15 protein-coding genes and 2 tRNA genes are annotated in these 16075 nt (G+C 44.5%); 8 read left to right on the top strand and 9 right to left on the bottom strand.

The annotated features are described in order from the left end of the window. Nucleotides 1-47 precede the first annotated feature (47 nt). The 6 genes from ACI882_RS09255 to ylqF all read left to right on the top strand — a co-directional run bounded on the left by ACI882_RS09255 (nucleotide 48) and on the right by ylqF (nucleotide 5270). Nucleotides 48-124, top strand: a tRNA-Asp gene (locus ACI882_RS09255). Between the two features lie 183 nt (nucleotides 125-307). Continuing rightward, nucleotides 308-384: transfer RNA gene (locus ACI882_RS09250), tRNA-Asp, on the top strand. Between the two features lie 313 nt (nucleotides 385-697). Then, a complete protein-coding gene (locus ACI882_RS09245) occupies nucleotides 698-1411 on the top strand; it encodes a copper homeostasis protein CutC (RefSeq protein WP_411746815.1) in 714 nt (237 codons plus the stop codon). Between the two features lie 346 nt (nucleotides 1412-1757). Next, on the top strand, nucleotides 1758-3497 hold the full coding sequence (locus ACI882_RS09240) for a hypothetical protein (protein WP_411746814.1): 1740 nt from the start codon (nucleotides 1758-1760) through the stop codon (nucleotides 3495-3497). A 5-nt stretch (nucleotides 3498-3502) separates the two neighbouring features. Then, nucleotides 3503-4369 carry a 1-aminocyclopropane-1-carboxylate deaminase/D-cysteine desulfhydrase gene (locus tag ACI882_RS09235; protein ID WP_411746813.1) on the top strand — a complete coding sequence of 289 codons (867 nt, stop codon included), beginning with the start codon at nucleotides 3503-3505 and terminating at the stop codon, nucleotides 4367-4369. A 40-nt stretch (nucleotides 4370-4409) separates the two neighbouring features. Next, entirely contained in the window at nucleotides 4410-5270 is an 861-nt protein-coding gene (ylqF, locus tag ACI882_RS09230) for a ribosome biogenesis GTPase YlqF (protein ID WP_411746812.1), read from the top strand. On the opposite strand, the gene ACI882_RS09225 is transcribed toward ylqF, so the two are convergent. After that, entirely contained in the window at nucleotides 5267-6193 is a 927-nt protein-coding gene (locus tag ACI882_RS09225; RefSeq protein ID WP_411744319.1) for a histone deacetylase family protein, read from the bottom strand. The two genes, ylqF and ACI882_RS09225, sit on opposite strands and share 4 nt — an antisense overlap. A 73-nt stretch (nucleotides 6194-6266) precedes the next feature. Between ACI882_RS09225 and ACI882_RS09220 the strand changes: the two genes are divergently transcribed. Together ACI882_RS09220 and nudC are read left to right on the top strand one after the other, a co-directional pair. Continuing rightward, on the top strand, nucleotides 6267-8900 hold the full coding sequence (locus ACI882_RS09220; protein WP_411744320.1) for a GNAT family N-acetyltransferase: 2634 nt from the start codon (nucleotides 6267-6269) through the stop codon (nucleotides 8898-8900). A 12-nt stretch (nucleotides 8901-8912) separates the two neighbouring features. Beyond that, complete coding sequence (gene nudC / locus ACI882_RS09215; protein ID WP_411744321.1) at nucleotides 8913-9719, top strand: NAD(+) diphosphatase; 807 nt, start codon at nucleotides 8913-8915, stop codon at nucleotides 9717-9719. A 6-nt stretch (nucleotides 9720-9725) separates the two neighbouring features. Here nudC and ccoM read toward each other — a convergent pair whose 3' ends face one another. The 8 genes from ccoM to ACI882_RS09175 all read right to left on the bottom strand — a co-directional run bounded on the left by ccoM (nucleotide 9726) and on the right by ACI882_RS09175 (nucleotide 16073). Continuing rightward, a complete protein-coding gene (ccoM, locus tag ACI882_RS09210) occupies nucleotides 9726-9842 on the bottom strand; it encodes a cytochrome c oxidase subunit CcoM (protein ID WP_411744322.1) in 117 nt (38 codons plus the stop codon). A gap of 114 nt (nucleotides 9843-9956) precedes the next feature. After that, nucleotides 9957-10694, bottom strand: coding sequence for a fumarate/nitrate reduction transcriptional regulator Fnr (fnr, locus tag ACI882_RS09205; RefSeq protein ID WP_411744323.1), 738 nt, complete (start codon nucleotides 10692-10694; stop codon nucleotides 9957-9959). Between the two features lie 82 nt (nucleotides 10695-10776). Next, nucleotides 10777-11667 carry a tRNA 2-thiocytidine(32) synthetase TtcA gene (gene ttcA / locus ACI882_RS09200; RefSeq protein WP_411744324.1) on the bottom strand — a complete coding sequence of 297 codons (891 nt, stop codon included), beginning with the start codon at nucleotides 11665-11667 and terminating at the stop codon, nucleotides 10777-10779. Nucleotides 11668-11762: 95 nt separating this feature from the next. Further along, nucleotides 11763-12356, bottom strand: coding sequence for a gamma-glutamylcyclotransferase family protein (locus ACI882_RS09195; protein ID WP_411744325.1), 594 nt, complete (start codon nucleotides 12354-12356; stop codon nucleotides 11763-11765). Nucleotides 12357-12360: 4 nt separating this feature from the next. Further along, complete coding sequence (locus tag ACI882_RS09190) at nucleotides 12361-13005, bottom strand: sulfite exporter TauE/SafE family protein (protein WP_411744326.1); 645 nt, start codon at nucleotides 13003-13005, stop codon at nucleotides 12361-12363. Further along, nucleotides 13005-13178 (bottom strand): cbb3-type cytochrome oxidase assembly protein CcoS, encoded by a 174-nt coding sequence (gene ccoS / locus ACI882_RS09185; RefSeq protein ID WP_411744327.1) that lies wholly within the window; start codon nucleotides 13176-13178, stop codon nucleotides 13005-13007. The genes ACI882_RS09190 and ccoS overlap by 1 nt, the downstream gene beginning before the upstream one ends. Before the next feature lies 1 nt (nucleotide 13179). Then, nucleotides 13180-15564 (bottom strand): heavy metal translocating P-type ATPase, encoded by a 2385-nt coding sequence (locus ACI882_RS09180; RefSeq protein ID WP_411744328.1) that lies wholly within the window; start codon nucleotides 15562-15564, stop codon nucleotides 13180-13182. Next, nucleotides 15561-16073: a FixH family protein gene (locus tag ACI882_RS09175; protein WP_411744329.1), complete on the bottom strand. Its 513-nt coding sequence runs from the start codon at nucleotides 16071-16073 to the stop codon at nucleotides 15561-15563. The genes ACI882_RS09180 and ACI882_RS09175 overlap by 4 nt, the downstream gene beginning before the upstream one ends. Between the last annotated feature and the right edge of the window lie 2 nt (nucleotides 16074-16075).

Genomic DNA, 16075 nt, shown 5'->3' with positions numbered 1-16075 from the left:
CAAGGCGAGGGTCAGCGGTTCGAACCCGTTCACACCCACCATAATGCGGAGCGGTAGTTCAGTTGGTTAGAATACCGGCCTGTCACGCCGGGGGTCGCGAGTTCGAGTCTCGTCCGTTCCGCCACTTCTCCTAAGTATAAAAGGAGCGTTAAGTGTGACAGCTTAACATCGCGACCGAAGCATAGCTTAGGGCCGCGAGCCGGAATGCCGGACCATCGCGTCTCGTCCGTTCTGCCACTTCTCCTAAGTATAAAAGGAACGTTAAGTGTGACTGCTTAACAAGCCGCAAGGCTTTAAATTACTACCTGGAGCGGTAGTTCAGTTGGTTAGAATACCGGCCTGTCACGCCGGGGGTCGCGAGTTCGAGTCTCGTCCGTTCCGCCACTTTTCCTAAGTATAAAAGGAACGTTAAGTGTGACAGCTTAACATCGCGACCGAAGCCTAGCTTAGGGCCGCGAGCCGGAATGCCGGATCGAAGCGTCGAACCGCATCTGTCTGACCGTTCCGCCACTTCTTCTTTATCCAAGTCTCTTCTCATCTATGCAGTGCTTCTTTTCCAAACTATTTTAGTGCAACATTCCGATTTATATCATTAACATTATCGTAACGTTCAGTATGCCTGTAGCAAGCTCTAGTTGTGTAGCATTTGTTATTCCTTGCCATCAGTGCACACCCAACAAAAAGGAGTATTTAACTAGTGGTATTGCTTGAAATTTGTGTCGATACAATAAATGGCCTGCATACAGCAGTTGATAATGGCGCCGATAGAATAGAGCTATGCTCAGCATTATCGGTGGGTGGGTTATCACCGTCCTTTGCGTTGTTAACCGAAGCACAAAAAGTGGGCGTTCCTGTGCACGTCATGGTTCGTCCAAGAGCAGGAAGCTTCAAATATTCACCCGAAGAAATTGATGGAATGATCCAGGAGATAATTCACGTAAAAAGCTTGGGTTTATCTGGGGTGGTTTTTGGTGTTGGTACAGAAGTGGGTTTGGATTGGCCTGCGTTGAAACAGTTGTGTTTAGCAGCAGCAGGCCTTGATATTACAGTACATCGAGTAGTCGATTTGTTAACTCCGGAAGATAGGTTAGCGGCGCTCCCCAAGCTGGGTATTTTAGGTGTCGATAGAGTCTTAACTTCTGGAGGACTTACTAAAGCAGTCGATTCGATACCTGAACTTAAGCAGCTTATTGGCGCGGCACCTGAAAATATGGTTGTGATGCCTGGCTCAGGTGTGACGGCAAGTAATATTGAGGAAATATTAGCAGAGACTTCAGCGACAGAAATACATACCTCCGCCGGTATAAAAACGGATAACCAAAGTGCTAAATCTCTCGAATTAGGCTTCGAAAACATTAATAGCCGAGAAACCAGCGCATCATTGGTGCGACTATTGAAGAGCCTTTGTTAAGGTTATGTCATAAGTTCAGCCTTCAGTATGGATTGAGTCTAATATGCCTCGATCTAGCACAGCCTCCCCCTCGGCTCGCACTTTAGAGCAATTACCAATACCGTAATGATGACTTGCACCGTTAAACTGACTGATTTAGAGTGCTAGGCCGAATTTAACGTAAAAACGCTGTTAAAATGGCTTAAATTCGCATATTGAGCACCGACAAGTTCACACTTTCGAAAAATAATTATAAATAAAGTGGTAACTGTCGTTATAGTCACAGATATACGCTAGATTATTTCGTACTATTCGAATACTAAATATACCGTGACCCGCAGTATCAGAGAGTGTTTTGAGGCTATCTATGTCATCCAGGAAGAACAAAGAGTTATTTGAGGCAATCTGCTTTTTCGGAAAAAAAGCCGTTATCAAAGAAATGCGTTATTCCGAATTTGAAGCTGTACTCGATGGTGTCGTGGGCGTTTCCGAACTCGCCAATAAAACAGTGAATGCAGCTTATGTGAAAATAAATCACTCGTTAATGATTCACAGCATTGTTACCTTTACTATCGAGTTCAATGATCGAGGCTTTGCCGATGAAGACTGGAATATCCCACTTCGCCATTTGGCAGAAAACGCGGGCCCAGGTCCAGATTTAGGCGCCGGACCGATTCGTTTGGCCTGTCGCAGTCAATGCTCAGTTTCGTGGTATCAACGTGAGCTGTGGGAGCCAAGTCAAGATGGCGTCAATCACTTCGTCCTACTGAGAGATGCAGTTAAACGTAATAAGCTCGGGTTAATAGTTACCGATTTAGACAATGACGATATTCCAACTTTAATGGTCGCGCCAGTTAGCAAGCCTGCGCCAGAAGTGCCTGTTATATCTGAAACTGTCGAGGTCCCTACATTAACTCCGGAACCAGCGATTGATGTAAATGCAAAATTAGAAGCACAAGCAAAAGAATTTCAAAAACAAGTAGATATGTTGGTTCAACGCCAGAAGCAAACATTACATGGCTTAGATGAAAAATATAAAGATGAAATCGATCAAGTTAAGCGGGCAATGCGCAATGAAACGCAAACTTATCGGCATCAAGCGCAAGAGTTAGAGCAACAAGCGAATCATAACAAAGTTTTGCTCGAGAAAATTCAGGCACGTAATTCACGGCTTGAGCGTGACCACATTCAACTTGAAGATCAAACTGAAACTCAAAAATCACAATATGATGACTTGAAAGATGAGTACCTAACGTTACTGCGTAATCAGCGTTCAAGTGATGATGAAGAATCTGAGAAAGTTGTCGAGCTTAAAGAGCAACTCACGTTAAAAAGCGTGGAAATGGATGACCTGAAAGATGAGGTGACTCAACAAAAAGCCATTGCAACTGAGCTACAAGCCAAGTTAGCAAGCTTTGAACAGCAGAATCAGCGCGTAGCAGATTCAAGTAGTGAGGAAATAGAGAGTTTACGAACACTCCTAACCGATAAGCAATCGGAAGCGGCTTCATTAGCGGCGAAAGTCACCCAACTAGAAGGTTCGCTTGAGAAAATAACAGCGCAGCTTGAATCTGAAAAAGCAAAATCTACTCAAGAATCAGGTCAGCTTAGCCAGGCTGAAGTTGAAAACAAAGCTCTCGAAGTTGAAAACAAAGCTTTGAAAGAGCAGTCAAAGTCAACAGAGTTTAAGTTGCAAGAAGCCAATCGCGCCTTAGCAGCGTTAGATACTAAGTTTGAAGGTGTTAAGCAAGAGCTAGCTGAGGCTGAAGCCGCAGAAACGTCTTCATCAGATTTATTTGATAAAATGGAAAGCTTAGAGTTAGTCTTTGTGGCTTACCATGCCGGAGCAGGCCATATAAGCTTACCCGCTCGTCAACTAGAAGATTACCTTGAGAAACCTTTGGTATTCGCAGCGCAAAAATGCAGCGTAACTTTAGGTCAATATAAAAGTTGGCTATTGCACTACGACAACCCTGAGTGTGGTGAATGCCATATTCCTGTAAAGCGCATTGATACCCCTTCTGATTTCCAAGCAGGCGTAAATGACCGATGCACTAAACACCGAGTCGATAGTGGTAATGTCGCGATGTTCCGAAGATCTAGTTAACGTTTATGCAAGCAATCCCAATCGCCCCTTTAGTGGCCACCTCATGGTTCGGCTACCGCAATGTCAGTATTATACGGGGTGATTTACTTCACCCCGTCGTTTCTGGAAATAAACTCTACAAACTCATTCCAGTTTTTGAGCAACTCGAGAAAGGAGCAGGCACAACGGTGATGTCAGTGGGTGGCCGTTATTCTAATCATTTACATGCACTTGCTTTTGCAGCCCATGCACACGGGATGCCGTCTGTTGGTTTAGTTCAAGGCTATCCTGAGCAACCTTTAACGCCCACTTTACGAGACTGCCAACGATGGGGAATGACCTTGCATTGGCTCAGCAAAGTAGACTACCAGCAGCGTTATGAAGAGGAATTTTGGCAGCAATGGCAATCAGAGTACCCAGGTAGTAAGGCTATTTTAGAAGGTGGCTGGAGCAACGAGTCTATTGTAGGCGGGCAGCAATGGTGGTCAGGCATTGCATCAGATACAGATATCGTTATTACTGCTGTTGGCTCAGGCACCACCCTGGCTGGCTTAGCATTATCGGCCCCCGCTCATGTTAAAATAATTGGTATACCTGTCTTTAATGATCCAGATGGTTACCAAGGTTTAAAGCAAAAGCTTGCTGAAGTGGGCGTTAGCGAAAATCAGTATGAGTTGTGGTCTGGCCATACAGGTAAAAAGTTTGGTTCGTTGAACCAAGAGCAAGAAGAATTTGCAGAAGTGTTTTATCAGCAAAACCGGATAAAGTTAGACCCTGTCTACACCACAAAAGTGTTTCATGCAGTGCAATCAAGATTGCAGCAAGATAAAACGCTACTGAGTAAGAAAATCGCGGTTTTACATACCGGAGGACTGCAAGGGAACCGAAAATAACTGTGCTACAATAGGTTTTTTTTAGTGGTTTAGTAGAATAATGGCAAAAATTAATTGGTTTCCAGGTCACATGGCCAAAGCCAGGCGTCAAATTAGTGAAATTATCCCTAAGATTGATGTTGTAATAGAAGTATTGGACGCCCGTATCCCTTTGTCGAGTATGAACCCCGTCTTGACGAAAGTTCGCCGCGATAAGCCCGTGTTACGCTTGCTGAGTAAAGCGGACTTAGCAGATCCAGAAGTGACAGAACAGTGGCAACGTTTTTACGAAAAAGAAAAAAACATCATCGTGCTACCTATCGTGATGCAAGATAAAAAGCAGCTCGCACGCATACCTAATTTATGTCGAAAACTTGCCCCGCATCGTGGCGGAATTGGTAAGCCTATCCGCAGTGTCGTGGTAGGGATTCCTAACGTTGGTAAATCTACGCTCATCAATGGCCTTGCAGGTAAAAAAGTTGCTCGCGTTGGAGATGAGCCTGCTGTAACCCGTGCTCAGCAAAGAATTCAAATCGCAAACGATTTCACGCTGATGGATACACCTGGCATTATGTGGCCCTCGCCAGACAGTGAATTAGGTGGTTATCGTTTGGCGGCATCTGGGGCAATTCGAGATACAGCTGTAGAATATGAAGATATTGCACTATTTGCGGTAGATTATCTCGCTCAGCGCTACCCAGAGGCACTTAAAGAACGATATAAGTTAGAATCAATTGCAGAGACAGCCATGGAGTGTATGGAGGCGATAGCCCGCCATAGAGCCTGCGTTAAAGGCGGCAGTGTTGATTGGCATAAGGTTAGCGAAATTATTTTAAAAGATTTGCGCAATGGTGCATTGGGGCGAATTAGTCTAGAAGAGCCCGAGCGAGAAGTGCTGTATCGAGATTTATTAGAGTCTTAGTTTTCTAATAACGCTTGAATATGTGTCGCAGCAGAGTCAGCTAAACTTGGAAGGTGATAGCCACCTTCCAAAATTGACACAACTTTCCCATCACAGTATTGATTAGCAAATTCAACAATTTGGCGAGTTAGCCAGTAGTAGTCTTCAGTTTGCCAATTTAATTGACCCATGACATCTTGTGAATGCGCATCAAACCCAGCTGAAATAAAAACCATCTCAGGCTGGTGCTCAATTAATGCGGGCAACCATTGCTCTTCCCAAGCATGTTTCAAGTCTCGAATATCAGAAAAAGCGACCAACGGCGTTAAAACAATATGCGGATGTTTATTAGCCCAGTGACTGTTTGGGTAAAACGGGTGTTGAAAGCTAGTGCAGACCATCACATTTGAACGGTCTGCGAAGGCTTCAATGGTGCCATTGCATTGGTGAACGTCGAAATCTAAAATGGCAACGCGTTTCATTTGGTGCTGGCGAATCGCGTGCTCTACAGCCACTGCGATGTTGTTAAAAAAACAAAAACCCATTGTGGCGGCGGGTTCGGCGTGGTGTCCCGGGGGCCTTATGTTACAAAAAGCTCGTTTGAATTCACCTTTAACAATACCATCGACCGCTTGAATACCCGCACCGGCAGCAAGATAGCTCGCTTCATAGGTGTGAGGGCCCATTAACGTATCGGCATCGGCTCTGACTAAGCCATGCGTGGGGTTTATCTTTTCTAATTGCTCTACATAAGTTTTGTGATGTACACGCAAAACTTGCTCGTTAGTGGCCTTACTAGCTTCCAACACCGTCAAATTTTCCATCAAACCCGTTTCTTCGAGTTTGTTCATGATGACTTGGGTTCGCTTTGGCGACTCAGGGTGGTCGTCTCCCATATCATGAAGTTCACAATTAGGATGATAAATTAACGCTGTTGGAGTCATTTTTGATTTAGGCCATTGTTTTTAAACAGTATACGTCTAGAGTAGGGGAATCGCATCACGACTTTGGTTCAATATGCCTAAATTAACATCGTTTTTCTATCCTAAATCAATCGCTGTCATTGGAGCATCTGAGCGTGAAGACAGTTTAGGCGGGATTGTTTTAAAAAATATTCAAGATTCAGGCTTTGAACACACCGTCTATGGTGTGAATTTAAAGGGCTATAGCCATGTTCATGGTTTCCCTTGTGTACGCTATTTACGTGAAATTAAGGAAGATATCGATTTAGTTATTATTTGTGTTCCTGGTAACGGAATTACCAGTGTTTTGCGGCAAATGGGTCGGCTTAACCTAAAGTCGGCGATGATTTTAACTGGGGGCATGGCTCGGCAGTTAAGCCAATCTGATACACAAAACCGTAAAATACGTCATTTAGCCAAGGGCTTAGGTATTCGAGTACTGGGTCCTAACTGCCTCGGAATTCTAGTTCCCGATCACCATTTGAATGCTAGCTATACGCATATTGATGCCTTACCAGGGCATGCCGCCTATGTTGGTCACTCCGCAGCCCTCGGTTCAGCGTTACTCGATTGGGCAGGCGGAAGAGGCATCGGTTTCTCCCATTTTTTAACTGTAGGGGCAAGTGCGGATCTACGTATTTCGGATTTTGTCGATTTTTTTGCCTCCGACCGCCGAGTAAAAGCGATTTTAGTTCATTTAGAGCAGATACGAGACTCTAATCGGCTCCTAATTGCGTTGAGGGCAGCATCCCGCTCGAAAAAGGTACTTGCCATTCGGACGCGGCCAAATAGTAATGCACCGGCCGGTATTATTGATTTAAGTAAAATTGACGATGAATACTTTTCAAGAGCAGGCACGCTAAAAGTTGATACCTTAGACGGTCTTTTTTCTGGCCTAGAAGTATTGAGCCGAGCGAAGCCAATTTATCGCAGAAACCTAACCATTGTCGGTAACGGACTAGGCACGTCACTTTTGGCTCGCCAGTACCTTGAGGGGCATGCTGGTGAATTGTCTAAGTTTGAGCTAAATGATGCCTTGTCCAGCATGGCATGGTATCAAAAAGAAATGACTGGCAATCCGTTTATCCTACCCACACAGGCGGGTGGCAAAGAGTATATCGGGGCGTTGAAGCAATTAGAAAAAATCAATGAGATAGGCGTTATTTTACTGATACACAGCCCAAATAGGGCGTCGACGAGTTTTGATTTTGCTCAAGCGTTGTTGCCTTATATTAAACGCAGTCGACGACTTATATTGACATGCTTTCTAGGTGGCCTGACAACAAGAGAGGCTCGGCAGGCTTTTGATGGCGCAGGGCTTTTGAGTTTCGATACACCTTCCGATGCAGTAGAAGCCTACCTTACACTGGCTAAATACCAGTCTGCGCAAGAACAAATGCGTGAAACCCCGACCACCGATGCATTAGGGTTTGTTGCAGATGTGAAGCATGCTAAAGCAGTGCTCTATAAAGCACGCAAAGCGAATCGTGATTATTTAACTTGGCCAGAATCGCGCCAACTTATGCGACTTTATGGTTTTCACTTGGTCGAAAGCCTATTTGATGTCGACTTTAAAAACCTAGCGAATAATGCCCATCAGCGGCATTATCCGGCTGCGCTAAGAATTATTCATGAAACCTATAGCTACCCCTTTGCCTATCAACATGTACCTGCCGCGCGGTGGCGCGGAGCTAAAACAGATTTAGTTGATCGAGATGCCTTACTTCGAGCCCATAAGGAACTGGTCGAAGAAAAAGCGAAGCGCCTTCCCAATTCAAAAGTGTTGGGGTTTTCTGTGCAGCCTATGCGGCGCAAAGTAGACGCCCTACAATTTAGTCTAGGGATTACCCGTGAAGAAACCTATGGGCCCTTAGTATTTTTTGGTGAAGGTGGTTCACATGCCGACATGTTGGCCGACCGCCAAGTGTCCCTTGCGCCACTAAATTCAACCTTAGCAAAACACCTGATAAAAAAATCGCATGGTTATCAAGTCTTACTCGAACGCAGTGAAGATATAGATGGCGATATGGTAAAGCTAATCAATGCCTTAATTACGTTGTCGCAAATGGTCATTGACCTTCCTCGACTAAAGGGCGTCGAAATAAACTTATTAATGCAGTATGGCCAAGAGCCTTTAGTTTTAGGCGTCGCAGTTGACCAAGGCCCGAAAATTCGACCTGCTTTGAACCCTTATCCGGTAGAATTTGAAGAAACGGTAATTCTGAAAGACAAGCGTACAGTTCTTATAAGGCCGATTCGAGGCGAAGATGAGCCAATGTTGAAGAGCTTTTTCGGTTGCTTCGATGCAGAGTCGTTACGCTTGCGTTTTTTCTATAGTCGGATGAACTTTGAACATCTTGAACTGGCAACCATGAGCCAAATTGACTACCGCCGTGAGATGGTCTTTATAGCTGAAATAAATGGTGTCATGTTGGGTGAGCAAAGACTGTGGCTTGATATCAATACCAATGAGTTAGAGTTTGCCATCATGGTCGCCCCTAATACACAAGGGACTGGTTTAGCATCTATGTTAATGCGCAAAACCTTCGACTATGCCGCTAAAATAAATGCCAGTGCCGTAGTCGCCGATATACTGCCAGAAAATGGCGCTATGCTTGGTTTAGCGCATAGATTTGGGTTTGAAATTAGCCAAGAAGATGAGACTATGCGGGCCATTAAACATCTTTAAAGGCTAGCTTTTATGCTTTACGAGCTTGGACAGCACCAAATAGAACTGCCTTTTCGTCACAATACGCCAGATAACAACGGCCGATTATTACTTTGGCACGAAGGGCGTTTGTTATGTGAGGAAGGAAACCCCGTTTGGTCTGCAACTGACCACCCATTCGACGTAGATAAACTAGAGTTTATTGGCTTGCTCGATAATAAACCCTACTTCACTGGTCAGGTTATTCAAGCCGCGGGTACGGAAACCATCACCTTACGAGACCTTGCCTTAGTCAGCGAAACTTTGTTTATGTTAGCATCGCGCGCGAAAGGTTTGTTAGAGTGGCGCGCTCAACACCAGTTTTGTGGCCAGTGTGGCCAAAAAACAAAGCAAATAGTGACTGAATTTGCACTGACTTGTGAACCTTGTCGTTTACGATTCTACCCAAGAATATCACCCTGTATTATTGTACTTATCACCAATGGCGACCAAGTATTGTTGGCTCAGGGCGAAAGGCACCGAGATCGCGGTTGGTACAGCACGTTGGCGGGTTTTGTTGAAACGGGCGAATCAGCAGAGCAGGCGGTTATTCGAGAAGTGCAGGAAGAAGTTGGAGTAAAACTAAAAAATATTCGTTATTTGAATAGCCAAACATGGCCATTCCCAAATCAGCTCATGCTTGGGTTTCATGCGGAATATGCAGGTGGAGAAATAACCCCTCAGGTAGGAGAAATAGCCGACGCAGCTTGGTTTAAATTAGATGACCTACCCAAATACCCGCCTAATTTAACGATAGCGGGGTGGTTAATCCAATCTTATCTAAAGGAACGACAAAGCTGAGTGGGCTTATTTTTTCTTGTTTTGCTGTGCGTCTTTACGCAGAAAATAGTAGACACCACCAAAAAACGCGATCATTAGACCGACAACGCCAATTCCAGATAAGACAACGATATCGAGATACATAATTCACCTTTCATTTATTCAATTAATGAATCAAGTGTAGGCAATTGGATTAACAAAGGGTTGATTTGGATCAGCACTTTAAACGAATGTGCTGATCTATGTTTTAAATGAGAATTAGGCGATGCCTAATTCTAAACGTTCGCACTCCGCAAGTGAGGCGATATTGGTGAGTTCGTCAAAGTTACTGATAACAATATCTTTGGCACTACCGGTATTGTCTAGTAAACCTTGCTTCTGAAAGCGGGTGAAGACACGGCTGACGGTTTCGACCGCTAAACCTAAATAGTTAGCAATATCTGCACGCGACATAGTGAGCCGGAACGATGTTCCAGAAAAACCTCGGCGCTTAAAGCGTGCCGCTAAGTTAATTAAAAACGAAGCAATTCGCTCTTCTGCGCTCTTTTTACTTAGCAATAACATCATTTTTTGCTCATCACGGAGCTCTTTACTCATTAAGCGCATTAGTTGGCGGCGTAATTCAGGCATTCTGCCCGATAATTCATCAAGCTTATCAACGGGAATTTCACACACGTTGGTGGTTTCAAGCGCTTTTGCTGAAGATGGATAAGTAATAGAGTCGTAACTTTCTAGGCCAACTAGCTCACTGGCAAGATGAAAGCCCGTAATTTGCTCTTCACCCTCATTCGTCAAGGTGTAAGTTTTGATAGTACCGGTGCGAACTGCGTAGATCGCGTTAAATTCATCACCTTGATAAAATAGGTGTTCACCCTTTTGAATGGGTCGGCCACGCTTGATAATGGAATCTAAAGAGTCCATATCTTCTATAGATAAGGCTAGCGGTAAGCACAAAGGATGAAGGCTGCAGTTTTTGCAGGCGGTAGATAACGCCATTTGGACAACTCCACTGACATAAATAAATTGATAGAGATCAATAATACACTATTAACCACAAAGTGTAATACGAAGGTACACTTTACTCTACAGTATTTGGTTCCCAAGTATTGACGGTGGTTGTGGCCATTGGCGCGAACTGGCTATTTTCGTCAATATTAACGGCAGGAATGCCCAAAACCTGCAATGACTCGAAGTCAAAATTATTGCGATCGGCCAATTGAGATAACGAAATATTCGCCATGCTCCTAAAAATACTTTCGATACGTCCGGGGAAGTTCTTTTCCCAGTCTTGGCACATGGCCTTAATGTTTTGTCTTTGGAGGTTCTCTTGAGAACCGCACAAATTACACGGAATAATTGGGTAGTTTTTGATTTTTGAGAAATTAACGATGTCCGCTTCTCGACAGTAAGCCATTGGCCGTATTAAAACGTTAGAGCCGCTGTCGCTCAACAGCTTTGGCGGCATGGCTTTTAGTTTCCCGCCATAGAACATATTTAAGAACAGCGTCTCAATTATGTCATCTCGGTGATGACCTAGTGCCACTTTATTGGCACCTATTTGATCTGCAAAGGCGTAAAGCGTGCTTCTTCTTAAGCGTGAACAAATTCCACAGGTGGTTTTGCCCTCTGGTACAGTGTCTTGGACGATCGTGTAGGTATCGCGTTCTAAGATATGGTAACTCACACCCAGTTCTTTCAGGTAATTTGGTAAAATTTCTTCAGGGAAGCCTGGTTGTTTTTGGTCTAAATTTACGGCAACTAGTTCAAACGATATGGGCGCACTTTTTTGCAAACTTAGCAAAATATCGAGCATGGTAAATGAGTCTTTCCCACCCGAAAGGCAGACCATTATTTTATCGCCTTCCTCAATCATGTTGTAATCGGCAATAGCTTTGCCTACATCACGGCGCAGTCTCTTTTGGAGCTTGTTAAATTCGAGTTTTTCTTTGCCGATCAGGGTGTCAGTCATGAGTCTTCTATCTTGGAGTAAATTTGGTCGCGTGTTGTACCATGAGTGGCGCAATCAGTAAATGCTAGAACAGCGTTATTCTCAGAGAAGCGCCGTTATTCTAAAGTTTTCCGATCAGCCCAAAGTTCGGGTTGATGTTGCTTAATAAGCTGGTCGATATCGGCTAAACGTTCAGTCGACGATAACGGCCTTAGGTATTTAGGTGATTGTCGATCATCAATGAGATGTTGCCAATGGCCTGTCAGTTGTAAAAAACGCACGGCGAAGTGCTCATTAAAATCCAGACAACCATTTAATATAACGTCTAAATAGCTTTGCATGATAGGGCGCTCTGGCAGGGGCGTAACGTCATTTTGTGTACCAACATACACCCAGAGCTTGCCCTGGCACGGCAGTGCTTGATCGCACACAGGTGCTGCTTTATGCCAAGGTATCTCAATACGGTCATAGCCTTGTTCTCGTTTATCAAACTGAGCTAAGTTGTCCTTATCGACGGCAAAATAAACACCAGTGCAACGCGCCGTGTCGACTTGCTGTACGCTAACGGCTGTCGCTGGCCAATCTGGCGTATGGACTGACCAGTTCCGGCTGATGCCGTCAACTTCAATTGCGTAGGCAGCGCCACTGGTCCCGGTTCGATTGCGGCTGTCTTCACAAATCAGTGAGCCGTAGCCAAAAATATAATCCATGCTATTACCTTGCATTAAAAAATGTCGAATAGGCCAATATTAACGCTGTAATCAACAGTACACTACCCAAGCCGACTCTGACCGACCGCTTGGCAAGTAACGGGCGTACCACGTTAGCCGCTAAGCCTACTGAGATCATGGCCGGGAAAGTACCTAAGCCAAATGCCAGCATCGCTAGCATTGAATTAACTGAATTACCAAGGCTCATTGCGAACGCCAGAGCCGTGTAAACTAAACCGCAAGGGATAAACCCCCAGAGTAAACCGAGCGATAAAGCGGCTTTTGCAGAGGAAACCGGTAATAACTTGCGTGTTAGCGGTTGTATTTTGCGCCAAATCGGTAATCCCGCTTTTTCAAGTGAAGTGACGGCCGATGTAATGCCCATAAAATAGAATGCGGTCAGTATTAATAAAATAACTGACAAGCCTTTTAGAATAGGAACCGCAGTATCTGGTAAAACGGCAGAGGTTAGGCCAAATAGCGCACCTAAGATAACGTAAGTCGATATTCGACCGATGTTATACAGCCATAGGTAGGATTTATGAGTGCTATTGAACCCAGCGGCAACCACTAAACCGCCACACATACCGAAACAGTGACCAGCGGAGACTATACCTATAATAAATGCTGAGATTAAGGAGTTAAGCATTAGTTTTTAGGGCGTTTGGTCGGGATCAGGTGGTCGTCGTCATCAAATAAAATACGTTGGGCTGGACTGTCTAAATCGTCATACTGCCCACTACGGACGGTCCACCAAAATAGTGCTACGCCTACGCTAAGCAAAAACATGGTGACTGGAATGAGTAGAAGTAAGATATCCATTTTATTTCCTAAGCCGAATGGCATTGCCAACAACCAGTAAAGAGCTAACAGACATTCCAATAGCCGCCTGCCAAGGAGATATGAACCCCATTGCTGCTATCGGTAACGCGATTAAATTGTACACCAAAGCCCATGCTAAATTCTGCTTAATAATCCGATTGGTTTTACGTGCGGTATGAATCCCCTGGACGATTGTCATAAGGTTGTCATTGAGCAACAGCGCATCTGCCTGCGTTTTACTTAAGTCGGTGGCATTGTTAACCGCGATAGAGAGATGAGCCCCGGCTAAAACAGGGCCATCATTGATGCCATCACCGACAAATGCAGCGTACGGTAGCTTTTGTTGCACAATGTTGAGTTTTTCTTCCGGGCGAGCATTAAAAAAATACTCGCCGGTTAAACCGCGTTCAATAAAGGCATCCTGAGCATTTGCGTTAGGGTCACCGGTAATAATGGCTGCACTGACGTTCAAGCTGTCTAGTTCTGCAAACAATTGACCAATATTTGAACGTATTTTGTCATTTAGACCTAATTGCGCAATACAATGGCCGTTTATGGTCAAAAATAGCTGGGTATCCAAACTCTCGACAGCAAGCTGCTCTGTAAATTCAGCGTTACCTAGCTTCACGGTACCCAGTTCAGTTGACCCTTGAATACCATGACCTGTCACCGATTTAATGTCGCTGACATCAACAGGGCTGTGGTGAGAAGTAATAGCCGGGAAAGCTTGGGCGATAGGGTGCTCACTGTGCTTTTCAAGTTGGTGGCACACGGCTAAAAGGTCTTGATCAGACCAATTTAACTCAAGTGAATTGGGAATATGCGCAATACTCACAACACTAAACTTTCCTTCAGTTAGCGTGCCAGTTTTATCAAAGGCTATCGTATCTATTTGAGCTAAGCGTTCGAGCGCATAGCCACGAGTTAAGATTAACCCCTGTTTTTTTAGTTTACTTAAGGCTTGTGATAATGCCGTCGGTGTTGCCAAGCTTAACGCGCAAGGGCAGGTGACGACTAATACGCTGATAACCACCCAAAAAGCGCGTTCGGGCTGGTAAAAATACCAAAAGATTCCAATCAGCAGAGACACAATAAGCGTTGTCCAAACAAACTGTTGCGAGCCTTTATCCGCGAGTTCAGCAAGGCGTGGTTTATCGTTACCGGCTTGTTCGATAAGTTGCCTCAACAAGTTAAAGGAGCTATGCGCACCTAAAGCGACAACCTTCACCTTAACGGCAGACTCTAAATTGACCGACCCTGTTAAAACTTTATCGCCGGGTATTTTTTGAATTCCCGCAAACTCACCCGTAAAGCTGGACTCATCGAATTGACTGCTGCCAGAAAGCAATACGCCATCAATTGGGCAAACTTCACCGGCCAAAATTTCGACAATATCGCCAGTTTTCAAATCATTGACTGTGCATTGAACGGTTTCACCTTCTGATATTTTCCGACACAGAGTAGGTAAAACCATGGTGTTTTTGTGTTGATGCGCTGAGTGCGTTCGGGCCCTAAACTCTAAGAAACGACTCAGCACTAAAAAAAACGTGAACATATTTACCGATTCATAATACACCTCGCCCGAGGCGGTTATCGTCGCCCAGACACTGGCGACAAAAGCACTCAAAATTGCGACGGAAACACTCACGTCCATTGACATTTGTTTGGCGGCTAAGGCACGCCAAGCTGAAGTGAAGAACGGACGCGCTGAAATTAATATGACCGGAATGGTCAGAAATAAACTGGTCCACCAAAGCCAAAGTTCATGCCGTTCAATGATTTGCCCAGAATAGAGTGCGACCGCGTTCATCATGGCTTGCATCATGCCAATTCCAGCAACGCCTAGCCTTAAAATATATTGGCGTTGGGTGCGTTGAATTACTTGGTCTTCTTCGCTCGGTACAAACGGACTGAGTCTATAGCCGATCAAAAATAGTGTTTTGGCAATAGTGGATAATGTTAATTTGTCGCGATGCCAGCTAATAGAAAGCCGATGAGTTGCCGAGTTTACCTGAGCGTAGGCAACACCATCTAATTGCAAAAGCCGCTTATCAATTAGCCAAGCACAAGCTGAACAACTTATCCCTTCAATAAGAAAAATAGCTTGGTCAAGAGTTTCGTCTTGCTGACGAACGAATTGGCTTTGAACATCCGGGCGGTCGAGTAAGTTAAATTCTTGCTGGTGCTTTTCAGAAAGCGTAATAGATAGCGGGGTCTGATCAGGTTGATGATATTTGTAATAGTCACCTAGGCCCGAGCTAATAATCGTATTGGCTGCACTTTGACAGCCAATACAGCAAAACGGCTTATCTTCTCCGTCAACCGTTAAAATTAAAGGGTTGTGAGGGTTAGGTAAGCCGCAATGGAAGCAATGTGAAGTGTTCATTCCGTTTTAGGTAAAAGTACCAATTGACTAGAAAGAGGTGGAACGACGGCTTTTGCATGCAGGCGCCACATTGAATCACCACTCTCGGTGACAGGCTCTAGTTGTAATTGACGAGTTCCAGAAGTTTTCTCTGTCATCTGCCCACTGTATAAACCTGCTCCTTGATGCTCTAAGATAACTTTGATGTCACGTGAGCTTTTCGTTGGATAAACCACTAAAAAAGAAAGTTGATCTGGGTAGCCAGTCATCACGCCCGATAAGGAAAGCTGGAGATCTTGACCGGCCCAACGAAGATCACCTTTTAAGCCTAAATCACGAGCAACACTGTCTTGCTCTGTACGAACTTCAATGCCTAGGCCATCTTTATAAAAGTTATCAATAATGACGCCATCGTTAGTCACAATTGCTGTATAAAGCATCCAGAATCCAGCAAAGATAACTATAATAAGTGGTGATAAAATAAACCAAGGCCAAAACTGTTTGTACCAAGGTGTGTTTTCGTTAATCAAGT

It is taken from the genome of Reinekea sp. (assembly GCF_046710285.1).
Lineage (GTDB): Bacteria > Pseudomonadota > Gammaproteobacteria > Pseudomonadales > Natronospirillaceae > Reinekea.
The sequence above is the reverse complement of the archived record's forward strand: the minus strand, read 5'-3'. Positions and strand labels throughout refer to the sequence as shown.